The sequence below is a fragment of the Pseudarthrobacter sp. TE9888 genome, from assembly GCF_056279345.1.
In genome coordinates this window covers 3,904,466-3,928,983 of record NZ_JBWBRD010000002.1, presented here as the reverse complement: position 1 = coordinate 3,928,983, position 24,518 = coordinate 3,904,466, and the positions used below count along the sequence as shown (strand labels likewise).

Here is a 24,518-nt window from a genome sequence, read left to right as displayed (position 1 = left end):
AGTTGGGGAACTTAACCGGTCTTATTGGCCCCTATGCTGCAGGAGTACGCGTGCTCGGAATTCTGCATGGAAGAGGCCGAGTGGCTCAACGGCATTCGGTGAGCCCTAGACTTGGCGCATGGGGAATCTTCTGAATGACCGCCGCCCGCCCAAAACAAGTGAGCGCCTACTTCAGGCCATTGGGTTGTTCGTGCTTGGCTGCGTCTTCTATTACATCGGGGGGCGGTGGTCTGTCGATGCCGGCGGGCTCTCGCCAGATAACCGCCTCATCGCCGTTCAGGGGGTATTGTCCTTCGCTGGAGCGGGCCTGATGATCGCCGCGTACTTCTGGTTCAAACGGAAGTAGACGTCGGCTTCTTGATCAGTTGGCTTGAGTACGGGCGATGCCGCGGCGCCTTTGGTTCCCTGACTTCCGTGGCCCACCCGACGAATGCCACGATGGGAAGCGCCACCAAGGCGATCTGAAGGCTAATCAGCCCACCTTGGGCGCCAGTCCTAAGGCCGACCAAAACGGCGTTGACCGCAGTGAACACCGCCCAGGCGGCGACGGGGGTGAGGGCTGTTGACCGCATGGTGTACCTGTGCGCCAGACCAACGAACAGGCCGAATATGAGGGCCAGGACGATGGCGCCGAACCATCCGCCTAGGATAATTCCCTCTCCGAGTAGCCCTGCGGGAAGTCCGGACAAATCGGAGTATTTGAGGGTTTCCCCGAGAACCTGAGGGAGAAACTCGGGCTTGTCGGGCCAGATTGAGCGCGGGACAAGGACGCTGAATGCGTTGAAGATCGAGGACTCTGGGCCTGGTCCGTAGAGTCCCGCGTACTCCATGCCAACGCGGGTGTGGTCAAAGAGCGGGATGGATTCGCTGGAGATAGCAAGAGAGTCGCCTAGGTTCTTCTGCACTTCAGCGAGGAAGGGGCGGCCGGACTGGCTGCTGGAGCGGAATGCCAATCCGAGAACTGACGTTGCGAGGGCAAAGACGGCGAGCCCCAGCAGCGCGACAGGTCGGGGCTTTTTCCTAAACGCCAGGAAGGACGCTAGGGCCAATGCCCACACGGCGACGATGACTGTTGCCCGGCCGTTGACGATCATGATCCACGGGAGCGATGCGATAAACGCCAGCACGCTAAGCAACCAGATTCCACGCTTGCCGTTTCGTTTGGCGAGGACTAGGGCCGCCAGTAGCAGCGGCATGGCGATGGGTGTGATGGCGGCTGCGACGGCGAAGGATTCTCCCACGAAAGTCCTTCGGGAGAGCGCCGTGATGGCCATGCTGAGGCTTCCGAAGCTTCGAGTTAGAAGGTACGCCTGCACGGCAAACGCGACGAGCGCCGCGGCCAACAGCAGCGTCGGGCGATACTGCTTAGGTGTTTGTGTGGCCAAGTCAACCGGAGATTCGGCCTTCTTGAGCGGATTGGCGCCGAAGAAGATGCCGGCGCACATCACAGCGAAGGCGATCAGGCCGTAGCCGGCCATGTCACTGTACTGCTCGTCCTGCATGTAGAACGCGTCGAACAGGAGGTTCTGCCCGGTGGTTTGGAGGATCACGAGCCGGACTGAGTAGCCGACAGCGAAGAGAATGACGGCAAGAGACGGGAGCGACCAGATGCCTGTTCTCCGGGAGATGGCGACTGTTGCCGCGCACACCACTATGGCCGTGAGTATTTCAAACATGGAGTCCCCCAGAAAGTGCGCGGCTGAAGGGCCAGAATATCAGCCGCGCACTTTCACTTAGCCCTTGCTAAGCAGCCGTGCCGGTAGCGTCACGCCATAAGGTGCCGTCGCTCCAGATTGGTTTGCTCAGGGTGGAGTCGTAGATCATCGTCCCGGCGCCCATGGATGCCGCTGTCGGGCGCGAGGCGGTGGCGATTACGCCGGGCCGGAGGCCGTTGTCAGCAGCCGTCGCGAGTACCTTAGTGACGGGGCTGTTGAACCGGGTGTTCGCGTCACGGAAGGAAACGCCTGGGCCGCCTGACAATGCCCCAACGATGACCTGATTGGTGGCGTGCCCGTCGTTGACATAGAAGCCGGTGGCCTTTGTTCGGAGCGTGGATGTACCCGAAAGGTAAAGGTCGACCAGTTCGTTCCAAATGACGGCCGGGAGGTTGCCGCTCAGCGACCGACCGACACGCATCTGCTGGGCGAGTCCCTTACGAGCAACAAGGTCGATGCCGGCGATTGCCGGGTTATCTCCGGTCAGTTTGGCCAGAGCCCGCGCCCATCCCGACCTGCCCGCCTTGTTCTTTGCGCCAGCCGGGAGTGTCGCGGAAGCTGCGCCGAACGCCCAGGCTTCGAGGATCTGGGTTTCGTCGCCGCCCGCTGATTGCTTGGTCGGTTCGATGAAGGCGTAGTTACCGAGCCGTGAGGTGATGGCCGGGTCGTTGCACGAGTCCAGGAAACCGCCGTCGAGCAGGTAGGTCACTGTGCCGTCGTCCTCCAGGACAACCTCCCACAGGTACTCCTGCCCGTTGACCAGAGGCGTGGCGAAGAACCCGTCCCGCACGGTGGTGGTGGTATTGGCCGCCCGGTACTGGAAGCTCCACTTGTCCCGCTGGACGATGAAGTGCCCGGAGTCAGCAATCAGCGCAGTGCTGCTGGACCCGGCCCCGACCACGATCGCGACTGGGGTGGTTACCCCTCCGGTGGTTAGCACCTTGAACTTGACGGCGAAGCGGCGACCGGAGGCGATCGGGAAGCCCGCGTAACCGGAACCAACTGCGGTGCAGACGAGTGAACCGCCAACGAGCTGTGGCAGCCCGGCTCCGGTGACGTCGTACACCTGCCCTGACGGGGCTGTCCCCGGTGCCCCATTTGCCCGTTCGAAGTCGTCCCAGTAGATCAGCTTTTCGCCTATCTGCTCCACGATGGCCGTTTTCAGGGGCGCGGATGCTGCCACGGCGGCAGGGCCATAAGTGGCAGAAAGTAGACCATTCGCCGGGCTCGCCGGGTCGGACAGTTCCCGCTTCAGAACGTCCCTCGGGGACAGGTCAAGGAATCCGGACATGATGCTCCTTAGGCGATCGTACGGGCGGGCTGGTTGCTGATCCGGCCGGCAGCGTCACGCGTGACGGCAGGCTGGGTAATGGTCAAGGTGGGGCTGCCGGCATAGGTCACCGTGTAGGCATCCACCGAACCCGGAAACGTGGTGGACGGGGTCCCCGAATACACCCCGGCGGTACCGTCCGGCCAGACCAGGGACGCCGACGTGGCAACGCCGTTCGCGTCCCGGGTCACCGCCCCGGAGAACAACAGGGACGGGTCAGCGGCGAGCGCGAGGAGCGCGGCGCCGAGGTCGGCTTCCAGGGCGTTGAGGTTGACGTCGTTGAGCGGTGTGCCGCCCAGGATGCCGTTCTTCCATGTGCGTTTGCGCATCGGGTTACTCCTGAATCGTGTAGGGCAGCGGGTCGGGCAGGACGGCGGGAGCGCCGGGTGCCTGGATGTTGGGCTGGATGGCCGGCCAGGTGAGCAGCTCGCGTCCCTCCAGGGCACGGAGCCTGTTTTCGTGGTTGCGCAGCAGGTCCTGGTGGGCGACGACCAGCAGTTCGTAGCGCAGGCCGTCTACTTTGCCGTCGAACCAGGTCAGCAGCTCCGGGATGTGCTCCGCGACCTGCTGGGCGATGAAGCCGTATTCGTTCTTCCGGCCCGGGACCTGCTGGGCCGGGCCTTCGGCGGGCTGCCCGTCAGGGGTGCGGACCGGCAGGTAGGTGGGCTTCCTGTCGTACAGCACTGGTTGCGGGCCCAGCACCTGTTCCGGGTCGATGGAGTGTGCCCGGACGTTCTCCTTGTACTCGATGGAGGATGTGTTCCTACCGAAGTGGAAACCTCCGTCGTTGCCAACCCAGAGGGCGTAGAACTCGGTACCGGCCACCGTGTTGGTCCAGCCCCGTTGCGAGCCGTCCGCTTGGCCGGCATGCGTGGCCTCCTGGGCGTTGACTGCGTTGGTGGCGTTCGCTACCGGCGAGGTCACCAGCGGTGCGAAGTCCGTGGGTTTGCCGGAGACAGTGTCCCAGGTGGTGGCCTGCGCACCGACCTGCACCCAGGTGGGTCCGACGAGGACTTCCACGCCGAACGCGCCGGGGTTGGTCTCGATGAGCGCGCCGAACCGTGCCACCGCCGAGGTGCCGGCGGAGTCGTAGGCGACGAACGTTCCGGTGGTCGGGTCCACGCTGACGCCCAGCGTGCCGTCCTCGCGCTTGAACTGCATCTGGCCGTTGACCAGGATTCCGTTCGGGATGACGCCGATACCTGCGGTGGCGAGGACGTTCGCGGCGCTGAACTGCTGGACGGCGCGCTCCAGGTCCTGCACCCGGCGCTGGAGCGCGTCCTCGCCCGGGAATTGTGACCCGGGAAGCCCTGGCTGGTCCATCTAGTCGATCCCCTCAATGTTGGACACGTCGATCAGCGGCGTGATCGTGGTGTTGGTGATTTCGGCGCCGACAACACGGGCGGTTCCGGTCAGCCCGTCCGGCCACGCCGGCGCGGTCAGGTCAAAGCCGATGTCATCGCCGAGGAACCAGTCAGTGCCCAGACGTGGCGCTAGTTCCCGGTTGGCCGTGATGGCGAGCGCCAGCGTGCCGTTCTTCATCGCTGCCAGTGCACGCTGCGCGTGGGCGGTCAGTGTCGCGGGGTCGGTGATGGACGTTGACGGGGTCCAGCGGTATTCGAACCGCGGGCTGAGGTCTGTGGCGTCCACCTGGTGCGGTGATTGGGGGCGGGCGCCGTCCACGCCGGAGGAAACGGCCATGACGTCGTTGGCGCCCTCGGAGGAGCTGTACCCTTCGGTGAGCTCCGCGGACGTCACCGACCCCGGCAGGTGGAACTGGGCTGCCGGGTTGAGGTCTTCCGGGGGTGGGGATCCTAGACGGTCACCGACGTGGGCGACCAGGCCCAGGGTCTGGGCGTCCACCCATTCCCAGGCCACCGTCCATTCCGGGCCGCCGACGACGCCGGAGAGGTCGCGGAGGATGCTGTAGAGCGTCTTGTCCGCGGCGTCCGTGTAGTTCCTGGTCCGTGGCGTCCCGTCCCCGCCGTGGATCTCCACCCGGATCGGAATGCCGCGCTTGGCGCCGGTCGCGGCGTACTTTTCGATCAGGTCCTTCACGATCAGGTTCTGCGGGACGTTGGTATAGGTCTCGTCCCCGACGTAGACCCGGTCAAAATAGCCCTCTCCCGTGACCAGGGAGAGTTCGACATCCGGGCCGGCGCTGGTGACCCGTTTGGTCACCATGCCGCCCCAGACGGGAACCTCTGTGCCGTCCTTGAGGATGTCCAGGGCGACGAGGAACACCGAGCGCTTCCGCGTCGCCTGCCGCCAGTTCGTGGGCGCGCTGTCCAGGGGCAGCTTGGCCGTCTGGGACTCGAACCGCATCAGGGTCTGCTTCAATGCCCCGTCCACCCGCAAGTCCGTGAGGTCAGTGATGACGCTCCCGTTGTTCGCGTTGACCGAGATCCACGAGAGCGTCACCGTTGCCTCCTAGGGAGCTAGTTGGTCCAGTTCCTGTGCGACCCGTTGTTCGGTTGCCTGCGGATCCGGGGTCCCGTGGATAGTGATGTTGTTGATCATGGGAGCGGGGCCGGCAGTCGAATGCTTGGGCGCGTCCTGCCCTGGCGATGTGGCCGATTCGATCGCAGGGCTGATGCCGGTGGGCTTCCAGAGCGTCTTATAGCTGGTGCCGGCGGCGAGGAAGATCAGCAGCGCCAGCCGGAGCACGTCCGGGGTGTTGAACAGCCCGGCGACGTACGCGGTCACCGCGGCCACCGCGAGGTAGAAGGCGAAGGCCACCAGGGACTGGGTCCGGGCGGTCCAGCGGGACTGCTGGATGACGCTGATGACCGGCGGGCTGAAGAAGCCCACGGCGAGCGCCCACAGAGCTGCGTTGTCCAGTGCAAGGAAGTCCGTCACTTGGTGATCCCCTGCACGCTGACATCCACCTGTACTACGCCGTTTGCCAGGGCCTGCTTCACGGCGTCAATGATCTGGTCCGGGCTGGCACCGGAGGCGGCGGCCTGGGAATTGATCGCAGCAGCCAGCCCCAGGACGGCCGAGTCGAACCAGCCCACGATGGCGCCAAGGTTCGTCTCTGCACCAAGGCCGGCGCCGGCGCCGCCACGGGCAACGGGCGTATTCAGGACCTTGCCGGCGGCGCTGGAGGCCACCTGATCGATATGGTTCGTCGTCAGAACCTTCGCCTTGGGATCGTCCACGACGTAGTTGATTCTGTCGGCTGCGGCGAGGATGCGCCGCTGTTCTTCCTCGGTGAGTGCCATGAAAATGTCCTCCAGTGTGATGGTCGTGCTTTGGGGGGTAATGGTGCCCGTCCCGGTGATGTTGGGCATCGGTCCGGGGTCGGTGTGCGTGTTGTCCGGGACGTTGCAGTGCCCGTAATGGCCGCCCCTGCTGTTCCAGACGTCGGGGTCGCGGCTGTTGCCCTGCCACTGCGGGGAGCCAAGCGGCCAGACCCGGGGGATCCCCAACCCGTCCAGCCAGTCCAGGATGGTGCCCAGGCCTTTACAGGGCGTGTCGGCCACGGTGTTGTACTTCACGCCGTCCACGACACAGCCCGGGGTGAAGAACACCTCGATCTGGATGCAGGCGGCCCCGTCTCCGTTCCATGCGGCGAGCGCGCGGGCTGACTGGCTTGCCGGGTAGTACTGCTCGATGTACCCGGTGAAGGGGTTCCACATCAGGTGCGGGCAGTACCCCTGGTTCTTCAGGTAGTTCGCCACGGCGGAGTACTGCGGCTGGGAGCCGTCAGGCTTCAGGGCGTCCCAGGTGATGTGCCAGACGGCGCGGGCAGGCAGGGACCGGTCAAGTCCGCCGCCATTATCCTGGTCGACGTGGACAGCGCCGGGGCAATACTCACTCAAGGGGTGCCTCCTCGTTTTGGGACGCGACTATGACGTTCACGGGCCCGGTGTGGGTGGGGTGCTTCTGGCGCAGTTTGGCTTTGCCGCGGCGCATTTCCTTGCGGACGGTCAGGCCAATCCAGATGATCGCGCCCACGAACAGGGCGTAGAGCATGATGCCGATCACCGCCCGGCCGGGGTACTGGCCGAGGAAACGGTTGATCACGCCGAAGCCGAAGCCCACTGTGATGATGGCCAGCAACCCCATCAGTGACTGCCCGGCTGGCCAGTCCCGCCAGGTCCCTTTGGTGGCCCGGTGCCAGTAGATAGCCACGGTCCCCGCGACGAGCGAGATGATGCCGAGGAGCCCGGCGGATATGTAGTCCTGCATGGTCATGCTGTCCTCCCCTGAAAGGCGTGAGTCAGGGACTCCGAGTAGTGGTTGCGGTGATCGGCGCTGCTGAGGCGGCGGGCCTGTTCGGTGACCCGCCGGTCCATCTCCAGCGCGTTCTCGTGATCCACATCGGCCTGCTGCATGACCTTCTGGGTGGATTCGGTGGCTGCGGTATTCGCTTCCCGCAGCTCGGCGAGGCGCTTCAGGAATTTCATGGGGTACCTCCGGCGTTCTCACGCGCGTCTTGGATGGCCCCCATGACCCGGATAACTGTGTCGCCGACTGCGGTGTTCTTCAGGATGGTGTCCGCCTGTACCCCGTTCGTTTCGGTGACCTTGGCGAGCGCTGTCTCGGCAGCGATCGCTCGCTGGAGCAGCGTGTCGTAGTGCGGTTTGGGGATGATCCATCCCCTGAAGACGCCGTAGAAGATGAACGCGACGACGCCGACCAGGAGACCCCATGGGCCCACCTCGGCTAAACCTGTGGGGATGATCCAGTGCTCCATTAGGCGGTCCTGTAGGTGAGGGTCGCGTGCACTTCCGTGGTTGGGCCGTAGCCGAAGCCGGCCGCCCCAGGTGCTTGGGCGATTGCTGTTCCGCTGGGGTTCGTGTAGATCGCGGCCATGTTGTTGGACTCGGGGTTGGAGAGCATGATCTTCTGCAGGCCGCCGTTGGGGCCGCCAGGGAGCCACTGCCCTTCGCCGTTGGTCGCTTGCCCGGCAGCTGAGGTAAACGGAAGGGTCACTGCGATGTTTCCGCCGCCCAGGGCAGCGTTGGTGGCGCCGGCCTTCAGCTTCATCCGCACCATGCAGAGTTTGGGCCCGATCATCATGTAGGAGCCGCTGGACTGGTAGCCGTCGCCGAGGTTCACCCATCCGCCCCAGGCCGGGGTGTAAGCCGTCCAGGCCTGGCCGTTCCAGCTGGCGCCGTCGTAGACGAAGTCCGGGCGGCCGGGGAGGTCCATCCTGGCTACCCTGAGTCCGTCGTACTTCGTCAGCGCATCCAGCTCTGTCTGGGAATAGATGGGCAGGATCCCGCCCGCTGCCACGTACTTGGCCGTGTTCAGCACTACGGACGGGGAGCCGCCACCAGCCTTTGGCACATTGATGGTTCCCACCAGGAATGACCTTGGCGGCAACGCCGGTGGGTTGTTTGTTCCGTCCGCCGGTCCCGCGGCGTACTGGGGGGTGTAGCTGAGGGCCCCAGTGCCGTCGCCAGCCGTGGGGTCATTGATTTGGATGTAGACGATGTCCTTACGGTCATAGGTCGCATCCGCTGCGGTCATGGGGCCGCTTACGTTGGAATCGTTTGCCCACCCGTACATTCCCTGAGCTGTGGAAGCTCCCGGATCAATTTCGGCAGTGCATGCGCCCAGAGTCCATGTTGTTGAGGTCGCCGTCAAGACATTAGCCGGGGTGTCCACGCGGAAGCCCGAGCGGCCACCGAGTGGCCGCCCGGCGCCGCCGCCATGCCTGACAGCGTTTGCCTGCCGTTCCTGCTGCGCGGTGACCGCGAGACCGTCCGGGGCCAGCAAGGTGATTGTCATGAGGGCCTCCTAAGACCAGGTGGGTTTCGTAGAGACGGTGAGCAGCGCCGTCGCCGAATAGTTCTGGGCTGTAAATGCGATTTCATTGACGCCCGGGTCCAAGTTGAACCAGCCACGGGACGTTACGTATCCGGACCGGGCAGCCTGCCCTTGGGCGAGAACTTCCCGGCGTTCGTTGTCCACGGTGACGAACTCACCCGCGGCGAGCGCGAGTGACGTGGCGAAGCTGAGGGTCTGTTTCTTGCCGATGTGGGTTGCCGCCCAGCCGCCGGCGGGGACTGGCCCGTCGATGCGCATCCAGACCGGGGAAGGGAAGTTCCCTTCGTTGGTGATCGTGATCTTCCCGGAGTTAGTGATACCGGACCAGGTGCGGGGCCATGTTGATGGGCGGACCAGGCCGCCGGTGGAGGAGGGGAGGACCGTTGAGGCAGAGATGAGGTTGCCGTACTTGAGCGGGTCCTTGGCGACGACCTGGAAGCTGTAGGCAGCCTCGTAGGCGTTCAGTTTGGTGATGATGACGTCGTCCTGCCGCTGCACCATGACGGTGCGCAGCTGGCCCGGTTCAGCCACGGTGAGGGGGAACTGGTCCAGGGTGACGGCGGCGATTAGTTGATCAATCGCCGCCGTCAGCACTGCCGGGTCCGTGGTAATGATCGCCCCGGTCCCCACGAGTGTCCGGGGCTTGAGGTAAGCCTCGGACATCGTCCCGCCGTGCCCGCGGGAACGCTGCGTGGCTTGGGCGGTGGATCCTGGGGAGCCCCAGCCTTCCAGCTCCTCAAGGACCCACTGAACCCCCGTTGCGTCCTCGGTGTTCATCACCACGTCACCGACAGCGACCGGCGGGAACGCCGAGAGCAGCGACCCGGGGGACAGCAGCCCGTCCGGGTACGTGAGCGGGCTCGGGTAAGGCATGCGGTCCTCCTAGACTGCCAAGGCGTTTTGCCGCCGGGCGATTGCGTGCGCCGTCCCTACCGGGTCGTCCACCTGGTTGATGGTCCAGTTGTTCGTCACCCCGGCCGCCCCTGCCCTGCCAGCCGCCACGGGCATGCTGTAGGGGCTCAGCGCGGCAGCGGAGGGGACGTCGACCAGATTGTTCATCGTGGACGTGATGTCTGACTTCATGTCCCCGGCGCCGAGGATCACGCCTTCGCCGATGTTCCGACCGAAGCCGCGGAACAGTTTCGACGGCGACGCGATGCCCAGGGCAGCCTTGAACGGCCCGACGATCCAGCCCGGGATCAGGCTCAGGAAGAAGTTCCCGATCGTGCCGGCCAGGGACTTGATACCGTCCATCAGGCCTTCCACGATGTTCTTGCCGATCCCGAACAGCCAGTTGCCGGCGCCGGCGAGCGCGCCCATGATCGCCCCGCCGAGGCCTGAGAGGGTCCCGACGACGTTGCCGATCATCCCGGAGACCCCGGAGACGATGTTGTTCCAGATCCCGCCGAGGAAACCGGCGACCTGCCCGAACACGGAGCTGATGAAGCCCCACGCAGCGCCGAAGCCGGAACTGATGACACCCCACACGGCACCCACCGCGCCGCCGATCACCCCGACGATCGAGTTCCAGATCCCGGCGAGGAAGCCGAAGACCGTGGTGAAGATCGAGGAGATGAAGCCCCAGATGAAGGTGAAGTTGGCGACGATGTTGCCCACGACCATGCCGATGAAACCGCCCACGACGGCGACGATGGTGTTCCAGATCCCGGCGATGAAACCGGCGATCATGTTGAAGATGCTGACCACGGTGTTCCAGATCGCGGTGAGCTGGGCGCCGTGGGTCTGCCAGAACGCGATCAGGATGTTCGTCACCAGGGAGACGATCCAGTTCCATACGCCGGCGATGAAGCCACCGACAGCAGTGAAGATGGCGACGATGAAATCCCATGCCGCCGTCACGCCGGCCACGATCGGGGCCAGCAGCATGGCCACCCCGGCCGAGACGACCCCTGCGATGGTGTTCCACACCCCGGCCAGGAAGCCGACGATGTTGTTCCATGTGTCGGTGAAGAACTGGCCGATTGCGGCCAGCCCCGGGGCGAAGAACCCGGCGATCATGCCGAGTCCGGTGGCGACGACGGTTCCGAGTACCTGGAAGGCCCCGCCGACCGCGGCGGTGATGGTGTTCCAGATGCCGCCGAAGATGTTGCCGAGGCCTTCCCAGACCTGGGCCCAGTTCCCGGACAGCACACCCGTGACCGTCTGGACGATCCCCAGGACAACCTGCATCGCGCCCTCGATGATGTTCGCGATGACACCGAACACCGTCGTGACCACGGGCAGGAGGAATTGGATGGTTGGGATCAGCATGCCGGCGACCAGTTGGACGACGGGGACAACCGCGCCCATGATCGCCGTCAAGGCCGTGACGACCATGGGCAGGACCGCGGACACCAGCTGCATGAAGATCGGTGCCAGCTGCCCCACCAGGGTGGCTGCCAGCTCGGCAACCTGGACGATGATCGGGACCAGCACCGGGATGAGCTGGGCCAGCGTCGCCCCGAGGGTCATGGCCAGCTGGGCGATCAGAGGCAGGGCCATGGACAGGGTGTCCATGAAGACGCCGACAAAGACCTGCTGGAGTGACTGCAGCGCCGGGGTAACCCCGAGGATCGCGGAGACCAGCGAGTACCCGACCACGCTCAGCAGCGAGCCCAGAATGGACAGCAGCGGCTGAATGCTGGGACCGAGCGCCTGGAAGATCGTTCCCAGCGGGGACACCGAGGACCAGAGTTCCAGCATGGAAGGGATGAGCGGACCGACCGCTTGACGCAGCATCCCGAAGACATCGATCACCGTTCCGCGCATACTGAGCAGGGAGGCCACGACAGGGTTGTCTTCTTCCACCCCGAAGGCATCCCGCATGGCGCCGGTGAAATCGCCTTTGAGGATCAGATCGCGGAGCGCCGGCAGGCCGGATGCGAGGATGCCGTGGGTCCGCAGCAGCCACCCGACGGCGGGGGAGTCCTCCTCCAGCCCGAAGGCTTCCCGCAGCGCCCCGGTGAAGTTGCCGTGGACGATGATGTCCCGCAGCCCGGGGATCGCAGCCGCGAGGAAGTCATGGGTGGACAGCAGCCACCCCACCACCGGGGAATCCTCCTGCATTCCGAAAGCCTTCGTCAGGGCTCCCGTGAAGTCCCCGTCGCGGATGATCGAGGTCAGGCCGGTGACAGCGTTGCCAATCCAGGAGAACAGTCCACCGATCCCGGCGGCAAGGCCGGTGATGGCCCCTGTCGCGGCCGGCTTGATCGCATCCAGCGCTGACATCAGGCCGCCGTTGATGGTCGCCTGCAGGTTCCCGATGGCGCCCTCGAAGGTCTTCGTGGAGCGTGCCGCCTCCACTGCCACCGGATCGGTGCCGAGCTTCATCAGGGCTGCGTTGAATTCGTCCGACGTGATCTGCCCGGCAGCCATCGCGTCCCGGAAGTTCCCCGTGTAGGCACCGGCTTCCTTCAGGGCATTCATCAGGGGACCCGCTGCACCAGGGATGGCATCGGCCATCTGGTTCCAGTTCTCCGTGGTCAGCTTCCCGGCACCCGCGGTCTGGGTCATCACCATGGCCACTGACTTGAACGTGTCAGCGTTGCCGCCGGCCACGGCGTTGAGGTTACCCGCGGCCTGGGTCAGCCCGGTGTAGTCCTTCACCCCGTTGGAAGCGAGCTGGGCCGTCATGTTCTGGATCGTCGGCAGGTCATAGACCGTCTGGTCCGCGTAGGCCTTCGCCGCGTCCTTCGCGGCCGTGATCGCCGATGTATCCATGCCGGCGAAGCTCATCGTCGCCTTGAACTTGTCCGTCGCGTCACTGGCCGCCGCGGCGTCCTTGATGAAACCAGCGAACATGCCCGACCCGAGCACGGCGAGCGCCGGGACGACGAGGGCCTTCATGGAGCCGACGAGGCCGCCGCCGATCTTGGAGCCCATCTCATTGCCGATGCCCTTGGTATCGACCCCTGCGAGGTCCGCAGCGATGGCACCCTTAGCGCCTTTCAGGCTGGGGACCAGGGAAATGTAGGCGGTAGCAAGCTCAACGGCGGCCACGGGCGTCCTCTATTCTTTTGTCCAGCCCAGAAGGGCATCCATTTGCTCGATCGGGACCGGTTTGCCGCGGGCCATGGTTTCGCCGTCCGTCTGCCGTGAGGCACCGGGGCGGGGGATGGGTGTTGGCTTTTTGGCCTGCGGGTCGCCCCCGCGCTGCCAGTTGCCGGCTGCCAGCAGGTCAGCGACGACGGCCAGGAGGTGCGACTGGAGGTCCCAGCGGGAGTCGTCGCCGTGGATGGCGCGGTGCAGAGCCGATCCGTGGGGCGACTGCCGCACTACGGCCAGCAGGTCGCCCCACGTCAGGTGCTCGGTCCCGAGCCAGCGAAGCCGCAGCCCGAGGGCTATGAGGTCGAACTCAAGGGGCTCCTGATACTCATCGATCAGGTCCAGGAGCCCATTTATTCCCCCCGCTGTGCTCCCAGGTGCTTGTAGAAGTCGCGGTTCAGCTGTCCGAACTCTGCGCTGCTCATCGCGTCGATGACGGCCAGCTGGTCGTCGTCGGCCAGTTCTTCCAGGATGGTGAAGAACGCATCGAGGTCATCGAGCTTGCGGTTCTTCCGCAGGAAGCCGGGGGTGATGTGGTCGATGGTGCGCTTGAGGGTGTAGGTCTCGCCGTCGTGCTCGAAGGTGAAGCACTCGCTCACGTCTTCGGTCTTGGGCTTGCGGTCCTGGGGCTTTTTGGGGGTAGGCATGTCTTGCGGACTCCTTTGATGTGGTGTGCGGACCAGCAGATGGTGAGGGTGGGCCGGGGCGGGGTCCGCACGACAACCCCGACCCACCCGGCATTGAGGGACTAGGCCGTCTTCTGGCCGTCGTCCGTGTAGACGTAGAAGTAAGCGCCCGTGGCGTCCGGGAAGGCCTGGACAGTCACGTCCGCCGCCGCAATGGCGTCGTCCTTGAACGTGGTGTCACCGACGTCCATCACGCGGGCGTCCGGCAGGACCACGCGGACGTGGGCGATGTCGGAGAGCACCTCGATGACCCACGAGTTGCGCGGGGTGGACTGGGACGTACCGACGACCTTGAGCAGGTTGCCCTTGGTCGCGGTGGCGGCGGTGGTGGTGACGTTGGAGGTGCCGTACACCAGCCCCTGGACGGCGGCATTGAGGAACTCGGCCAGGGACAGCTTGATGGTGACGTCCATGCCCTTCTTGGTGGCGGCGATGGTGTCACCGCCCCACGCGGCGATGGTGCCGGTGTTGCGCTTCTCGGACTTGACCACGCCGTTATCGGTGACGTAGCCGAGCGCCTTGAACGCTGCGTCAAGGGCGGTCGTCGCGTCGGTGGGGAGAGTGGAGCCGCGAGGGGCCACCAGAACACCGCCAGTGACGAGGGGCTTACCGACCACAACGTTGTTTACAGAGTTAGCCATGATGGCCTCTTTCCAAGGTGGATTTGCGGACCCCTCGGATTTGGTTGGTTACACGGTTAGAGCGGCGCCGTGCGCGCGGATTTGAAAGCTCATCGTGTAGCGGGTCTGAGCTGTCGTTGGGTCGGGTAGGTTGGCTGGTCCGGACATTTCCACGACACCGAACAGGGCGCCCTCGGAACGGTTCAGGATGGCCCGGGCACGGTTCAGCAGGAACAGCGCCCGCTGCTTGGACCCTGCCCAGGCCTCAACGGTGATCTGGGCCGCCTCGGTGGCCAGGGTTTCGCGAGGGCCGCCGGTGCGGAGCACACGGACGAACTCCGGTGGCCTGGTCTGCGGGACGTCCACGACGACCTGGACCCCGACCGCCGGCACGCGGAGCGCTGCGCAGACGGCCAGTTCGACGTCGGGGAACTCGACTGCCTCAGCCACGGCCAGCATCCAGGGCCTTGGTCAGCGACCGGTTGGTCGCCTCGGCCTTCCGTGCGGTGTAGTCGCCGGTGCCGATGGAGACGCGGGAACGGGTCGGAGTGTGGGACGGGGTAACGTCCCACTTTCCCGGCCCAGCTGCCGAGGCGATCCGGCGTGCCCGCTTCATCAGCTCCGCCATGACGGGGCCCGACTTCAGCAGGTCAACAAACGCCGCGTCATTGATCTCGATCCGGTCCTGGGCCATCCTCACCACCCGCCGGTTCCAGCGTGGCCGCCGTGTAGGCGTACTCGCCGGCGGCGTCGGTCCAGACAGCAGCTTCCGTGACCATGAAGGTCCCGCCGTCCAGCTCAAGGCGGTCACCGACACTCAGCCGGTCTTTGGACTCAATGCGTGTGGGCATCAGCCCCTCCAATCCTGCAGAACAATTTCCACATAATCGAGGCGGCCGCTGGGGGAATCCCAGACCGCCGGATGGCCGTACACGGTGTAGACCTCGCCGTTGTACCGGACCCGGTTGTAAGCGGTGACCTGCGTGCCAGGGGGCGCGAACACTGTCCACGCCACCAGCACCTGGTCACGGTTCAGCAGGTACTCCTGCGTCGTGCCCGGTTCGACCTCACAGCCCCGGACGTCCACCTCTGAGGCGGGCGGCAGCGACCAGTCGTCCGTCTGCTCCTGGGAGTAGGGGTCGGTGGACTTCTGTGCCGTGAGGACCGTGATGGTCTTGCGTCCCAGCGAGCGGCCCATCAGGCAAGCTTCCCGACACGGAACGGAGTCAGCGCGATCGACTCCAGAGGACTGAATCCGTCCGCCTCAATCGCATACTTCACCTGCCGCTGACCGATCCGCTCCATGTCCACCGCCACAGGGGTGGAGTAGTAGCGGGCAGCGAGGCCGCAGCAGACGCCGATGATCTCCGGCGGCACCGACTCGAACCCGTGGGTGTAGGTCACCCGCCATGACTCTTCGTCACTCGGCCAGCGGACCGAGCTGCCCCACTTGGTGCTGATGGTGCCCCGACGCCGTGACACGGTGTAGGCAGTCGCAGGGACCGGCGTCCAGCTGGTCCCGCCGTCGTTGGTGACCTCCACGAGGGAGACCGACGTGACCGGTAGCTGCTCGAGCGCGGCGAAGGACCCGTCTACCGGGTCCACGTACTCCACATCATCAATGACCTGGCTGACTGTCTGGCCAAGGTAGGCCCGGATCATGCCCGAGGCCACCAGCAGCAGGAACCCCGCCGTGGGATCATCCGCGGCGATGCTCTGCTGCATGTAATTGCCCAGGTCATCGACCGTTGCCAGTGGACCGGGGGAGCCTGCGGGGAACACGTCACCTCCGGGATATGGCATGGTGCCTACTTCTCAGTGGCGGGGGTCTCGGGCTCCGGGCCGGCGTCCTTGACCTCGGCCGTGGTGGTGGCTTCGGCTGGTTCCGGTTCCGGGGGTGTCACGACCTTGGTCTGCACCCCGGGCAGGCCGGCCACTGTGAAGGTAACCGGGCCGGGAGTTTCAGCACGGACAACGACGTCCTCCGTGTAGTGGCTGACCTCGGTGGTACCCGGCGCTTCGTACTCGACATTCCCGGTGCTCTGGTTCTCGGCCGGCTGCTCCACGGTGACCGGGGCGCCGTCAAACTCGACGTTGCCCGTGGACTCCACGAGGGACAGGTCCTGATCCTGCTGCCTGCTTCTGCGTGCCATGATGACCTTCTTTCAAGGGGTGTTCAGGGGCTGTGCTGCTGCCCCGTGCGCGGTGGAAGTCACGCACGGGGCAGCAGGGACTGGCAGGCCTGCTTACAGGCCGGTGACCTGGCCGAAAGCGCCCGGCCGGTACACGGCGAGAGCGAGGCGTTCCTCGGCGCGGATGGCGGTGAGGTTCTTCTGGAAGAAGTCGGCGTGGGAGTTGGAGGCTTCCACGGTGATGCCGCCCTTGCGGAAGATCTGGCCGCCCTGCTGGAAGGCTCCGACCAGGGCGCTGTTCGCGGCCAGCGCCGGGGTGGCGACGACCTGCTTGCCCCAGAGCGTCTGGCTCTGTTCGCTGACGAACGGGCCGGAGGCGTAGTAGGCGCCCTGGCTGTTCTTGGACAGCACCTGGGTCTGCCAGCCGACCGGGTCAATGACGATCGCGTCCGGCTCCAGGAATGAGGTGGTGCGGATCGCGGTGATCTGCCGGTAGATCGCGTCCATGCCGTTGTCGCCGGCGATCGAGGGGGCGGTGCCCTTCACGATCGGGGTGGCGAGGCCGGGGCGGTTGAGCAGGCCGACGAGGTTCGCGCCGGTGCCGTCGCCGTTCAGCAGCTGGGCCTCTTCGGCGAGCTTGATGAACAGGATCAGGCGGGCGTCGATGTAGGACTGCGCCTGTGCCCAGTCCTCGAGCATTTCGTCCGAGATCGGCAGGAAGGTCGCGATCTTGTGGAGGACTTCGTCCACCTTGGTGAACGCGAGCGCGGACTCGGGCTTCAGGCCGCCTTCCGCGACCGCTGCGGCGGCGTTGGTGACGGCGGACTCCACGAGGTAGCGGATCAGCGGGGTGCTGGTCGTGCCGCCCGGGAAGAGGTCCGAGATGGTCAGCTTCCGGAACTTGATGTCCACGACGCCGGGCAGGACGGTGGGGTTCTGGATGTTGGCGTAGCCGCCGCCGGGGCTGCCCGCGGTGCCCTCGGTGAGCGTGGTCTTGACCTCCACGTCGCCGGTGGACCACTGGCCGCCCTTGAGGCCGCGCTCGACCAGGCCCTTGTAGCCCGCGGACTGGACGAACTGGGCGCCGATGGACTTGGCCCCCGTGGCCTCGGGCTGGGCCGGGTTTTCGTCGCCGGAGTCGGTGCCGGCCGCGGCGAGGAAGCTCTTGCGCTTCTCCTCCACGAACTCGATGGACTTGATTTCTTCCATCCACTTCTTGATGTCGGCCTCGATGGGATCGAGGGCGGCCTTCTGTTCGGCGAAGGTCATGGTGGTCGATTCGGCGACCTCCAGGCCCTTCTTGGACAGCTCGCGGACCTTGTTCTTTGCTTCAAGCAGAGTAGGCATGATGATTCCTTTCCGGATCAGACTTCAAATGAGGTGTTCAGCAGCCGGAGCCGGGCGGCTCGGGCGCTTATTTCGGCTGAAGGCCCATCGTCAACGGGGGCAGACTTCGCGCCGGCTGCGGGGGCCACGGGGGCGCCGGCTGCGGGGGCTGGGTCTGTGCCGGAAGCATCAGAAGCATCTTCATCGGGGTCGGTCGTGACTGTTTCCATCACGTCCACCGGCACCGCATCACCCGTGAGGGTGACGACGCTGCCGTCGTCTTGGTAAGACTGCTTGTAGGTCTCGCAGTCGTAGGTTTCGCGGTTCTCCAGTTCGAAGACCACGTATCCGCCGCCGTTGCCGTCCGGGACGGTTCCACGGAGCCAGCACCAGGCGCCGGGGTTGGCGTCCCGGAGGGCGTCCCGGACCCGGTCCTGGGTGGCTTCCAGTGAACCGACGAGGCTCTTGGCTACCGGCCGCTGGCTTCGGAGGAAGGACTTGGTCGCGGAGCATTCAGCGCCCAGCGTTGCGGCGTGGTCGTGGATGCCCTGGATCATCTCGGCATCGGCGGCGCTGTTGCGGGCGCCGGCCTTGATGCCCTTGGAGGACAGGACGACCGCTTCCCGGTTGGAGGGGATGGCCACGAACGCGCCGTTGAGCAGCTCGCGCTTGGTGACGGTCGCCCCGTCTTTTTGGGTCTTCTCGGTCATGAACGCCACCGACGTCCGGTCGATGTGGCCTTCCTTGACCAGCGTCCTGACTTCCTGGGCCCGGGGCAGGGACGAGAACGTTCCGGAGACGATCAGGTTGCCGGTCTTCTCATCGATGGTCGGCGTTCCGGAGCCCACGGTGGTGGCCACGCTCATGCCATGGTCAGAGTCGAACGTGATCTTCTCCGGCAGCGGCAGCTTCCAGTCATCAGGAAGCAGCGTGTCCCCGTCCCGGTCTTTCGTGGGAGCGGAGAGCACTACCTCGAACGTTCCGGGGAACTCGTCGTCACTGCCCGTGGGGGTGATCGTGGCGTCCTTGCGAACAATGGTCATGGCTTGCCTTCCTTACTGAATTCGAGGTCGCACGTGCAGCCGGCCACCTCATCGGCGCCACCGGTGATGTCGCCTGGACCGTTCATGCCGTTGGAGAAGGTCTCGCCGAGCTTGACCGTTTCGCCGGCCATGGCCGCGTGCGAGGGGCGCGGGTTCTTGGAGTTCACAACCCAGGTCTTCGTGGCCGCATCGTTCTGCTCCGCGGAGACCTGGCTGGCGAGGCCGCCAATGAACGCGACCCTGGACAGAGCGATCTGCCCAGCCCGGGCCAGCAGAACCGCGCCCAGGACCGTCAGGTCCGAGGCGGCCTCCACCTGATCGGCGGTTGTCTGGTTGATGCTGACTGCGGACTCCGCGGCCTCCGTGGCCAGGTAGTCCCCGATCCGGTCCGGGTCATACTCACCGCCAAGCACATCAGCGACGTCGGCGCCGATGGCCTGGGCGGTGGCCTGGGAGAGCGGCAGCAGGATGTCCGTCAGCTGCTGGTCCCAGTCCGCTGGGTTGAAGGCCTTCAGGGATGCGACCTGGCTGTCAAAGAACTTGGACAGCTCCTGCTGGTGCATCTCCACGAGCTTTTCCCGGATCGCCGGCTTATTGCCTTTGACCCGTGCGAGTTTTCCCATCACGGTGCGAACCGTGACCGCCTTCCCAGCCTGCGGCGCGGGCAGCGGCATCGGCAGGGGACTGCCATCCGTCGCCACGGCCGGCGGGCCCGCTGCGTTGGACCCGAGGGGGACCAGCGCAGCGTTGCCGTAAAGCTTGTCCGCCTCCGGCCCGGCCGGGGCGAGGTTGAACATCGGCCGGCCCTCAGCAGGCTTCAGGACGCCCACCTGGATCAGCTTGTTCACCGACTCGGCACGGACCTCAAAGTCGCCGCGGAGGACCTCGTCCATGTTGAACCTGGTGAAGACCTCGCCCGGGGCGTAGAAGTCGGGCACCAGCTGGTGGTTGATCACCGATTCAAAGTCCACGAACCGGGGAGCCATCGTGTCCCTGTACAGCGAGCGGAGCTGCTCGGTGACGTTGGAGAACGTGGCGTGGTCCAGGATGTGCACCGCCGGGGGCGGCACGTCGTACGCTGCGCACACCTCTTCCCGGTTGAGCTTCCGGGACTCGATGTACTGCATCTCCTCCATGTTCAGCTGGATGACGGTAGGGGAGATGCCTTCCTCAAAGACCGCCGTGCCGCCCATGTTGTCCGCGCCACCGTGCGCCGCGTTGAACTGGGCCTTCAGCCGGTCGATCGCGCCCTGGCTCAGCGTCGCGTCCGTGGACAAGACCACCGAGGGGCGGGCTCCCTTGTCCCAGAAGCTGGCCGTGGCCCGCCGTGAGGCGTCCTCGTTCAGCAGCGTCATCCGCAGGCTCTCCAGATTGGAGAGGCCACGGTTCAGGGTGTCCGGGTTATAGGTGGTGAAGGCAACGACGTCGGACTCCGGGATCGGCGGCAGCTGGGACACATCCCGGACGCCGGCGGAGTAGATGTAGCCCAGCGACCCGTCAGGCATCCTCCGGACCACCACATTCGTGGGATGCATCGGATGCAGCTCGCGGACCTTCCCCTTGTCGTCGCGGAGCTTCAGCCAGAAAGCCTCGCCGTAGATATCCCTGGTGGAGGACGTCCACTGCCAGAGCTTGAATCCGCTCATCCGCGGGTTCGGCCGCAGCATGAGATCCGTCAGCGGTCCAGCCTCGGGGGTCTGCTCGTTGCCGACGCCGGCGCGCTTGATGTCGAACGGCATCCGGGCCGTTGCCATCGCAAGCTTCCGGACCAGGGTGCCAACCCACATCTGCGACTTGTAGAGCGCCCCGTAGGCCGCCCACAGGCCGGAGAGCTGCATTGAGCCGGAGCTGTAGTAGCTGGCGTCCGCGAACATCGGTGTGCGGTCACCGATCGTGTCAACCTGGTTGGGGACCACGGCTCCATCAGAAAGGAACACTTGACCTCCTCTTAGGTTGTGACTGCCTGCATGTACTTGATCCGCTGCCGGGGGAGCCACTGGTAACCGTCCAGCTTCAGCCGGTCCCCGGTAACGCCCACGGAGTAGGCGGCGGCCAGGACAACGTGCTCGTCGTCCCATTCCACGAGGACGCCCTCGAAGGCTTCCTCGGTGTCGATGGTGATCAGGAACTTGCCGCGCTCGGCATCCCGGAGCAGCCTGTCTTTACGAGCCATTCCGGACCCCTTTCGTCAAAGGACCAGCAGGTCCTGCGTTTCGTACTTGCTGACCTTCTCGGGGACCGTGCCATGGACCAGGAAGCAGCCGGCCGCGCCGGTCACTGCGACCAACGGGGCGACGTCGTTCGGGGACTTGCCCCGATCCCAGAAGAAGGCGTCCCCGGAGGGCTTCGCCAAAGCGGTAGCGGCGGCCACGTTCAGGATCGGCTGGCCCGGGTGACTGATGTCCGGTTCGACGTCTTCCGGCTTGATCGGCTCGCCGTCCTCGTCCATCTCCTGGCCACGGACCCGGTCGTAGAACATGCCCGTCCAGCGGGACAGGTCAGCACCCTCCCACGGGATGACATTCAGGCCGTCGATGGCCTCCAGCTCAGGGAGCAGCGAGGACACCGGGGCGCCGTTCTTCTGCAGCGTCACCCCGACCAGATCCGGGTTGCTCTTACGCGGCACGCTCTGCCCCTCAGGAGGCGAATCGAACCACGGGCCCACCCACGCCGTGCCGGAGCGCGAGGCGACCACCTGGACGCGGAGAACGCCGTCTGCGTTGAAGCCCGCGACCCCGATATGGGCTGTGGTGCGGTCCCAGGAGACATCGACGCAGAAAGCGAACTTCCCGACGATCATGTCTTCCCGATCGGCGCCCTTCTCCCACCGGCCAGGAGGGAACGGACCGTCCGCCGTCGTATCCAGCCACTGGCAGAACACCTCCGTCCGGACAAGGCCCTCGGGCTCACCCTTCACAGCCGCGGCGATCGCCTTCTCAAGGCTCGGCACGTGGCCCATGGAGGGATTCGACTGCGCCCAGCCGTGACGATCCCACATCGACATCCCCGGAGCCATCGACCACTCAAACAGCCCGGTCGAGTCGGCGTCGGCCTCGTCGCCCTCATCCAGATCCGGCATGACGACGTCTTCCAGGCCGTCCGGATTCCCCAAGGACATGTGAGCCATGTTCCGCAGGAACCGCAGCACGATCGATGAAGCGTCACCGGCGTTGGAGACCGCCCAGACCTGCGCAAAGAAACGGGCCATCGTCGTCTTGGAGATCGCGGCCCAGGCATCCCAGCTGGAATGCTCGCGCAGCTCGTCCAAAACGACCAGGTCAGCGGACAGGCCACGGCCGCCACGGCGATTCGCCGCCTGCACCTTGTACCGTTCGCCGCTGGCCAGCTCCAGCGCCTTCTTGCCGTTGGTCTTATCGATCCGCTCAATCTCGTCCTTGAGCTCCGGGACACCCTCAGCGAGTTCTACGGCGCCCCGCCAGACTTCCTCAGCAATGTCCAGGTTCTGGGCCGTGCCGATAGTCAGCTTCGCGGCGTCCATGTACATCCGCCACAGCGTGAGGACCTGCATCAGGGTGGACTTGCCGTTCTGCCGGGCGACCAGCAGCACGACGGTCCGGAAGCGGAAGGACCCATCCTCGTTTAGTTCAAGGGCATGGATCAGCAGCCACTTCTGCCAGGGGAACAGCGGGATATCCAGGACCTGTTCAGCGAAGTCGATGCACTCAAAGCCCTTGGACGTCTCCCGGGTCAATTCCCGGCGTTCGGGTGTGTAGATCCGTGGTGTCTCGCAGCCGTACAGCTTTGGCTTGCCGGCTGCGTTCGCCATGAATTACCCCGTCTCCCGTCCTCCGCGCAGAAGCTCCAGTCGGCTCTTTTGCTTTGCAGCCGGTTTGCCGAGGCCGGCGCGCTGCATGGGCGTGCCGCCGAGTTCCTTGAGCATGTTGAAAAGGTGAGGACCGAGGTACATCACCGAGACCGCATCACGGCCGCCGGCCTTCGCCACTTCCTCGATCATGTGCGCGTACCGTTCGGCGAGCGCGATCAAGCCTTTGTCCTGGTCCAGGGTTTCCATCTTTGAGATGGCTTCCCGAATCTCCTCCAGGAGCGACGGCCCGTCGAAGGCGGCGAAGGCCACCGGGTCCGGTGGCAGGGGCGTCTTGAAGTTCACCTGGCGCGGGGCCCGGGGATCCTCGCCGGCGGCCTCGCGGGCATCGAACACCCACCGGCCAAGCGTCTGCTCCGGGATGTCCAGCTCACGGCCTACATCGGCGATCGGACGGCCAGAGTTCAGGACCAGCTGGGCTGCCTGTGCCTTGTACTCGGCGGTGTAGCTGCGGCGCTTACGTGCCACGGTTACCTCCCGGTCAGTAGTAGGCAGGGAAAGCTGACTCACGGCTCGTGGCGAGCGCAGGAATGATGGCGGCTAGGACATCTTCGGAGGTTCCCTTGGGGACGAAGGCCCGGTCCAATGACATTCCGCGAGCGCTCTGGTTGACCGAGATGAAGCGGATACTGCCGCCCCCGTGGAAGTGCAGGGCGCGGCGGCCATTGGCACGGAATATCTTCTCCACGATCTCGCTCGGCGTCAGTTCCTCGAAATCTTTGGCCATGCCTTCGGCCCGCTGGAGGTTCTCCGTAAAGATTGCGACCCTGCCGCCTTGGGTTGCCGATTCGATCGCCGCATCCTTCTGCAAGTGGTGCATGCTTCAGCCCTCCTTCGATACGGGGCAGTCGCCCTGGTAGTTGCCAAGCCCCCGCGTCCCCAAAGGATTCCGGGGTTTGTTGTGGATGGCGTTCGCCTCTGTTGCCCGCTGAAATTGGAAGTCGATGGGCAGCCCTGTGAGGGACGCAAGGTACTGGCCGATCGAAAGCCCCAGGAACCAAATGGCCGGCATTCCCGATGCGTCTGCCAGTTTGTCGTAGGCCTCGTCCTCCATGATCAGGCGAACGTCCACATCGCGGTATGGGCCGCGCTCAGACGCCGTGCCCACGAGATAGGGGCCGTAGGAAGGGAAAGCTTCCCGCAACGGGCCGCAGGCCTGATCAAGCAGGAACATCTGCCTCGGTGATAGTGCGCTCATGCTTCCTCGGGGTCGGGTTTTCGCTTAGGGGGGTGGGGGGTACGGGGAGGGGGAGGACACTACCCGGCGAAGCCTCCCCGGTCGTCTAGACCCAGAGATTTTTCGGCCCCTACCCTCAGGACCCGGGCCGTCAGCGTCTGTTCGCCGTCGATCAAAGCGCGTAAAGCACGATGGTGTCCGTCTTCGAGGTAGAGCGTGCCACCCCACTCGATCACGTGGGGATGTGCGTCACCACCAACGGGATGGCTGCCGTTGACCAGGGCATGGAGCAGGACGGCGGGCTGGGTAGCGACCAGGTCAGCGATGCACACCGTCATCGTCGGAATGCCCAGCCACTTGGCCGATGTCATCCCGGTCTGTCCCCACGGTTCGCCGTCGTCGCGGGAGATGGTGCCACGGAACAACGCCGGCCAACCTCCCATTCAGTCACCAGGACTGGGCAGCGTGCCCGAGGCCCGGCTTCTCATCGCGGTCACCACGTGACTTGTTGCAGCGAAGGTGCGTGCTGCGCAGGTTCGTTGGCTCCTCGGCGAGATGAGGGTGCGTCTTGCGATGCTTGATGTGGTCAACGCTGAAGCTGTCCTCGTCGGGATACTTCAGCCGGTAATCGATCGGCTGCTGGCAGATAGCACAGTCCAACCGCTTTGCCCGCTGGTTAGCGACCAGGGATCGCCACTTCCCGCCGGCCCGCCCAGCGCGTTTGCTCACTGAACCGGACCTCCCGTCAGACATGGGAAGAGCCCCGCCGGCTAACCGGTCGAGGCTCTGATTTTGTGGCTGGGTGCGAAACACCAGCTCA

At 65.2% G+C, this 24,518-nt stretch carries 33 protein-coding genes; 1 reads left to right on the top strand and 32 read right to left on the bottom strand.

The window, feature by feature from the left end; genetic code table 11:
* The first annotated feature begins 118 nt into the window (after positions 1–118).
* A complete protein-coding gene (locus tag ACZ9J7_RS18790; protein WP_476211515.1) occupies positions 119–346 on the top strand; it encodes a hypothetical protein in 228 nt (75 codons plus the stop codon).
* On the opposite strand, the gene ACZ9J7_RS18785 is transcribed toward ACZ9J7_RS18790, so the two are convergent.
* The 32 genes from ACZ9J7_RS18785 to ACZ9J7_RS18630 all read right to left on the bottom strand — a co-directional run bounded on the left by ACZ9J7_RS18785 (position 333) and on the right by ACZ9J7_RS18630 (position 24,427).
* The gene (locus ACZ9J7_RS18785) at positions 333–1,676 is read right to left on the bottom strand and encodes an O-antigen polymerase (RefSeq protein WP_476211514.1); all 1,344 of its coding nucleotides are present in this window, start codon (positions 1,674–1,676) and stop codon (positions 333–335) included. The two genes, ACZ9J7_RS18790 and ACZ9J7_RS18785, sit on opposite strands and share 14 nt — an antisense overlap.
* 67 nt (positions 1,677–1,743) lie before the next feature.
* Positions 1,744–3,006, bottom strand: coding sequence for a hypothetical protein (locus ACZ9J7_RS18780; RefSeq protein ID WP_476211513.1), 1,263 nt, complete (start codon positions 3,004–3,006; stop codon positions 1,744–1,746).
* A gap of 8 nt (positions 3,007–3,014) precedes the next feature.
* On the bottom strand, positions 3,015–3,374 hold the full coding sequence (locus ACZ9J7_RS18775; RefSeq protein WP_476211512.1) for a hypothetical protein: 360 nt from the start codon (positions 3,372–3,374) through the stop codon (positions 3,015–3,017).
* 4 nt (positions 3,375–3,378) lie between these two features.
* Complete coding sequence (locus ACZ9J7_RS18770) at positions 3,379–4,368, bottom strand: hypothetical protein (protein ID WP_476211511.1); 990 nt, start codon at positions 4,366–4,368, stop codon at positions 3,379–3,381.
* Complete coding sequence (locus ACZ9J7_RS18765; protein ID WP_476211510.1) at positions 4,369–5,466, bottom strand: hypothetical protein; 1,098 nt, start codon at positions 5,464–5,466, stop codon at positions 4,369–4,371. It abuts the gene before it with no gap.
* 9 nt (positions 5,467–5,475) lie between these two features.
* Entirely contained in the window at positions 5,476–5,904 is a 429-nt protein-coding gene (locus tag ACZ9J7_RS18760) for a hypothetical protein (RefSeq protein ID WP_476211509.1), read from the bottom strand.
* A complete protein-coding gene (locus ACZ9J7_RS18755; RefSeq protein ID WP_476211508.1) occupies positions 5,901–6,869 on the bottom strand; it encodes a hypothetical protein in 969 nt (322 codons plus the stop codon). Before ACZ9J7_RS18755 ends, ACZ9J7_RS18760 begins: the two co-directional genes overlap by 4 nt.
* Positions 6,862–7,245, bottom strand: coding sequence for a putative phage holin (locus ACZ9J7_RS18750; RefSeq protein WP_476211507.1), 384 nt, complete (start codon positions 7,243–7,245; stop codon positions 6,862–6,864). The genes ACZ9J7_RS18755 and ACZ9J7_RS18750 overlap by 8 nt, the downstream gene beginning before the upstream one ends.
* Positions 7,242–7,457: a DUF7620 family protein gene (locus tag ACZ9J7_RS18745; RefSeq protein WP_476211506.1), complete on the bottom strand. Its 216-nt coding sequence runs from the start codon at positions 7,455–7,457 to the stop codon at positions 7,242–7,244. Before ACZ9J7_RS18745 ends, ACZ9J7_RS18750 begins: the two co-directional genes overlap by 4 nt.
* A complete protein-coding gene (locus tag ACZ9J7_RS18740; RefSeq protein WP_476211505.1) occupies positions 7,454–7,747 on the bottom strand; it encodes a hypothetical protein in 294 nt (97 codons plus the stop codon). The genes ACZ9J7_RS18745 and ACZ9J7_RS18740 overlap by 4 nt, the downstream gene beginning before the upstream one ends.
* A complete protein-coding gene (locus ACZ9J7_RS18735; RefSeq protein WP_476211504.1) occupies positions 7,747–8,787 on the bottom strand; it encodes a hypothetical protein in 1,041 nt (346 codons plus the stop codon). Before ACZ9J7_RS18735 ends, ACZ9J7_RS18740 begins: the two co-directional genes overlap by 1 nt.
* Positions 8,788–8,796: 9 nt before the next feature.
* Positions 8,797–9,699, bottom strand: coding sequence for a phage distal tail protein (locus tag ACZ9J7_RS18730; RefSeq protein WP_476211503.1), 903 nt, complete (start codon positions 9,697–9,699; stop codon positions 8,797–8,799).
* A 9-nt stretch (positions 9,700–9,708) separates the two neighbouring features.
* Positions 9,709–12,825, bottom strand: coding sequence for a tape measure protein (locus ACZ9J7_RS18725; protein WP_476211502.1), 3,117 nt, complete (start codon positions 12,823–12,825; stop codon positions 9,709–9,711).
* Positions 12,826–12,834: 9 nt separating this feature from the next.
* The gene (locus ACZ9J7_RS18720; protein WP_476211501.1) at positions 12,835–13,101 is read right to left on the bottom strand and encodes a hypothetical protein; all 267 of its coding nucleotides are present in this window, start codon (positions 13,099–13,101) and stop codon (positions 12,835–12,837) included.
* Positions 13,102–13,223: 122 nt separating this feature from the next.
* Positions 13,224–13,517, bottom strand: a complete 294-nt coding sequence (locus ACZ9J7_RS18715) for a hypothetical protein (protein WP_476211500.1) — start codon at positions 13,515–13,517, stop codon at positions 13,224–13,226.
* 101 nt (positions 13,518–13,618) lie between these two features.
* Positions 13,619–14,197: a phage tail tube protein gene (locus tag ACZ9J7_RS18710; protein WP_476211499.1), complete on the bottom strand. Its 579-nt coding sequence runs from the start codon at positions 14,195–14,197 to the stop codon at positions 13,619–13,621.
* 48 nt (positions 14,198–14,245) lie between these two features.
* Complete coding sequence (locus ACZ9J7_RS18705; protein ID WP_476211498.1) at positions 14,246–14,626, bottom strand: hypothetical protein; 381 nt, start codon at positions 14,624–14,626, stop codon at positions 14,246–14,248.
* The gene (locus tag ACZ9J7_RS18700) at positions 14,619–14,870 is read right to left on the bottom strand and encodes a hypothetical protein (RefSeq protein WP_476211497.1); all 252 of its coding nucleotides are present in this window, start codon (positions 14,868–14,870) and stop codon (positions 14,619–14,621) included. The genes ACZ9J7_RS18705 and ACZ9J7_RS18700 overlap by 8 nt, the downstream gene beginning before the upstream one ends.
* On the bottom strand, positions 14,842–15,027 hold the full coding sequence (locus ACZ9J7_RS18695; protein WP_476211496.1) for a hypothetical protein: 186 nt from the start codon (positions 15,025–15,027) through the stop codon (positions 14,842–14,844). Before ACZ9J7_RS18695 ends, ACZ9J7_RS18700 begins: the two co-directional genes overlap by 29 nt.
* Positions 15,027–15,374: a hypothetical protein gene (locus tag ACZ9J7_RS18690; RefSeq protein WP_476211495.1), complete on the bottom strand. Its 348-nt coding sequence runs from the start codon at positions 15,372–15,374 to the stop codon at positions 15,027–15,029. Before ACZ9J7_RS18690 ends, ACZ9J7_RS18695 begins: the two co-directional genes overlap by 1 nt.
* A complete protein-coding gene (locus ACZ9J7_RS18685) occupies positions 15,374–15,979 on the bottom strand; it encodes a hypothetical protein (RefSeq protein ID WP_476211494.1) in 606 nt (201 codons plus the stop codon). Before ACZ9J7_RS18685 ends, ACZ9J7_RS18690 begins: the two co-directional genes overlap by 1 nt.
* Positions 15,980–15,984: 5 nt before the next feature.
* Entirely contained in the window at positions 15,985–16,329 is a 345-nt protein-coding gene (locus ACZ9J7_RS18680) for a hypothetical protein (RefSeq protein ID WP_476211493.1), read from the bottom strand.
* A gap of 93 nt (positions 16,330–16,422) precedes the next feature.
* A complete protein-coding gene (locus tag ACZ9J7_RS18675) occupies positions 16,423–17,655 on the bottom strand; it encodes a phage major capsid protein (protein WP_476211492.1) in 1,233 nt (410 codons plus the stop codon).
* A 17-nt stretch (positions 17,656–17,672) separates the two neighbouring features.
* A complete protein-coding gene (locus tag ACZ9J7_RS18670; protein WP_476211491.1) occupies positions 17,673–18,677 on the bottom strand; it encodes a hypothetical protein in 1,005 nt (334 codons plus the stop codon).
* Complete coding sequence (locus ACZ9J7_RS18665; protein WP_476211490.1) at positions 18,674–20,614, bottom strand: phage portal protein; 1,941 nt, start codon at positions 20,612–20,614, stop codon at positions 18,674–18,676. Before ACZ9J7_RS18665 ends, ACZ9J7_RS18670 begins: the two co-directional genes overlap by 4 nt.
* 11 nt (positions 20,615–20,625) lie before the next feature.
* On the bottom strand, positions 20,626–20,850 hold the full coding sequence (locus ACZ9J7_RS18660) for a hypothetical protein (protein WP_168223150.1): 225 nt from the start codon (positions 20,848–20,850) through the stop codon (positions 20,626–20,628).
* 15 nt (positions 20,851–20,865) lie between these two features.
* Complete coding sequence (locus ACZ9J7_RS18655; protein WP_476211489.1) at positions 20,866–22,464, bottom strand: hypothetical protein; 1,599 nt, start codon at positions 22,462–22,464, stop codon at positions 20,866–20,868.
* A 3-nt stretch (positions 22,465–22,467) separates the two neighbouring features.
* Positions 22,468–22,989 (bottom strand): transposase, encoded by a 522-nt coding sequence (locus ACZ9J7_RS18650; protein WP_476211488.1) that lies wholly within the window; start codon positions 22,987–22,989, stop codon positions 22,468–22,470.
* Between the two features lie 13 nt (positions 22,990–23,002).
* Positions 23,003–23,341: a hypothetical protein gene (locus ACZ9J7_RS18645; protein ID WP_476211487.1), complete on the bottom strand. Its 339-nt coding sequence runs from the start codon at positions 23,339–23,341 to the stop codon at positions 23,003–23,005.
* A gap of 3 nt (positions 23,342–23,344) precedes the next feature.
* Positions 23,345–23,719, bottom strand: a complete 375-nt coding sequence (locus tag ACZ9J7_RS18640; RefSeq protein WP_476211486.1) for a hypothetical protein — start codon at positions 23,717–23,719, stop codon at positions 23,345–23,347.
* A gap of 59 nt (positions 23,720–23,778) precedes the next feature.
* Positions 23,779–24,141, bottom strand: coding sequence for a type II toxin-antitoxin system VapB family antitoxin (locus ACZ9J7_RS18635; RefSeq protein ID WP_476211485.1), 363 nt, complete (start codon positions 24,139–24,141; stop codon positions 23,779–23,781).
* A 4-nt stretch (positions 24,142–24,145) separates the two neighbouring features.
* Positions 24,146–24,427, bottom strand: coding sequence for an HNH endonuclease (locus ACZ9J7_RS18630; RefSeq protein WP_476211484.1), 282 nt, complete (start codon positions 24,425–24,427; stop codon positions 24,146–24,148).
* Positions 24,428–24,518 lie beyond the last annotated feature (91 nt).

Bases quoted from the DNA above. Each gene is read 5' to 3' on its own strand.
- ACZ9J7_RS18690 (WP_476211495.1), bottom strand. From the start codon at position 15,374: ATGGGCCGCTCGCTGGGACGCAAGACCATCACGGTCCTCACGGCACAG.
- ACZ9J7_RS18640 (WP_476211486.1), bottom strand. From the start codon at position 23,719: ATGAGCGCACTATCACCGAGGCAGATGTTCCTGCTTGATCAGGCCTGC.
- ACZ9J7_RS18645 (WP_476211487.1), bottom strand. From the start codon at position 23,341: ATGCACCACTTGCAGAAGGATGCGGCGATCGAATCGGCAACCCAAGGC.
- ACZ9J7_RS18715 (WP_476211500.1), bottom strand. From the start codon at position 13,517: ATGCCTACCCCCAAAAAGCCCCAGGACCGCAAGCCCAAGACCGAAGAC.
- ACZ9J7_RS18695 (WP_476211496.1), bottom strand. From the start codon at position 15,027: ATGCCCACACGCATTGAGTCCAAAGACCGGCTGAGTGTCGGTGACCGC.
- ACZ9J7_RS18750 (WP_476211507.1), bottom strand. From the start codon at position 7,245: ATGACCATGCAGGACTACATATCCGCCGGGCTCCTCGGCATCATCTCG.
- ACZ9J7_RS18635 (WP_476211485.1), bottom strand. From the start codon at position 24,141: ATGGGAGGTTGGCCGGCGTTGTTCCGTGGCACCATCTCCCGCGACGAC.
- ACZ9J7_RS18710 (WP_476211499.1), bottom strand. From the start codon at position 14,197: ATGGCTAACTCTGTAAACAACGTTGTGGTCGGTAAGCCCCTCGTCACT.
- ACZ9J7_RS18745 (WP_476211506.1), bottom strand. From the start codon at position 7,457: ATGAAATTCCTGAAGCGCCTCGCCGAGCTGCGGGAAGCGAATACCGCA.
- ACZ9J7_RS18700 (WP_476211497.1), bottom strand. From the start codon at position 14,870: ATGGCCCAGGACCGGATCGAGATCAATGACGCGGCGTTTGTTGACCTG.
- ACZ9J7_RS18655 (WP_476211489.1), bottom strand. From the start codon at position 22,464: ATGGCGAACGCAGCCGGCAAGCCAAAGCTGTACGGCTGCGAGACACCA.
- ACZ9J7_RS18680 (WP_476211493.1), bottom strand. From the start codon at position 16,329: ATGGCACGCAGAAGCAGGCAGCAGGATCAGGACCTGTCCCTCGTGGAG.
- ACZ9J7_RS18780 (WP_476211513.1), bottom strand. From the start codon at position 3,006: ATGTCCGGATTCCTTGACCTGTCCCCGAGGGACGTTCTGAAGCGGGAA.
- ACZ9J7_RS18785 (WP_476211514.1), bottom strand. From the start codon at position 1,676: ATGTTTGAAATACTCACGGCCATAGTGGTGTGCGCGGCAACAGTCGCC.
- ACZ9J7_RS18675 (WP_476211492.1), bottom strand. From the start codon at position 17,655: ATGCCTACTCTGCTTGAAGCAAAGAACAAGGTCCGCGAGCTGTCCAAG.
- ACZ9J7_RS18730 (WP_476211503.1), bottom strand. From the start codon at position 9,699: ATGCCTTACCCGAGCCCGCTCACGTACCCGGACGGGCTGCTGTCCCCC.
- ACZ9J7_RS18775 (WP_476211512.1), bottom strand. From the start codon at position 3,374: ATGCGCAAACGCACATGGAAGAACGGCATCCTGGGCGGCACACCGCTC.
- ACZ9J7_RS18740 (WP_476211505.1), bottom strand. From the start codon at position 7,747: ATGGAGCACTGGATCATCCCCACAGGTTTAGCCGAGGTGGGCCCATGG.
- ACZ9J7_RS18790 (WP_476211515.1), top strand. From the start codon at position 119: ATGGGGAATCTTCTGAATGACCGCCGCCCGCCCAAAACAAGTGAGCGC.
- ACZ9J7_RS18770 (WP_476211511.1), bottom strand. From the start codon at position 4,368: ATGGACCAGCCAGGGCTTCCCGGGTCACAATTCCCGGGCGAGGACGCG.
- ACZ9J7_RS18685 (WP_476211494.1), bottom strand. From the start codon at position 15,979: ATGCCATATCCCGGAGGTGACGTGTTCCCCGCAGGCTCCCCCGGTCCA.
- ACZ9J7_RS18735 (WP_476211504.1), bottom strand. From the start codon at position 8,787: ATGACAATCACCTTGCTGGCCCCGGACGGTCTCGCGGTCACCGCGCAG.
- ACZ9J7_RS18670 (WP_476211491.1), bottom strand. From the start codon at position 18,677: ATGACCATTGTTCGCAAGGACGCCACGATCACCCCCACGGGCAGTGAC.
- ACZ9J7_RS18660 (WP_168223150.1), bottom strand. From the start codon at position 20,850: ATGGCTCGTAAAGACAGGCTGCTCCGGGATGCCGAGCGCGGCAAGTTC.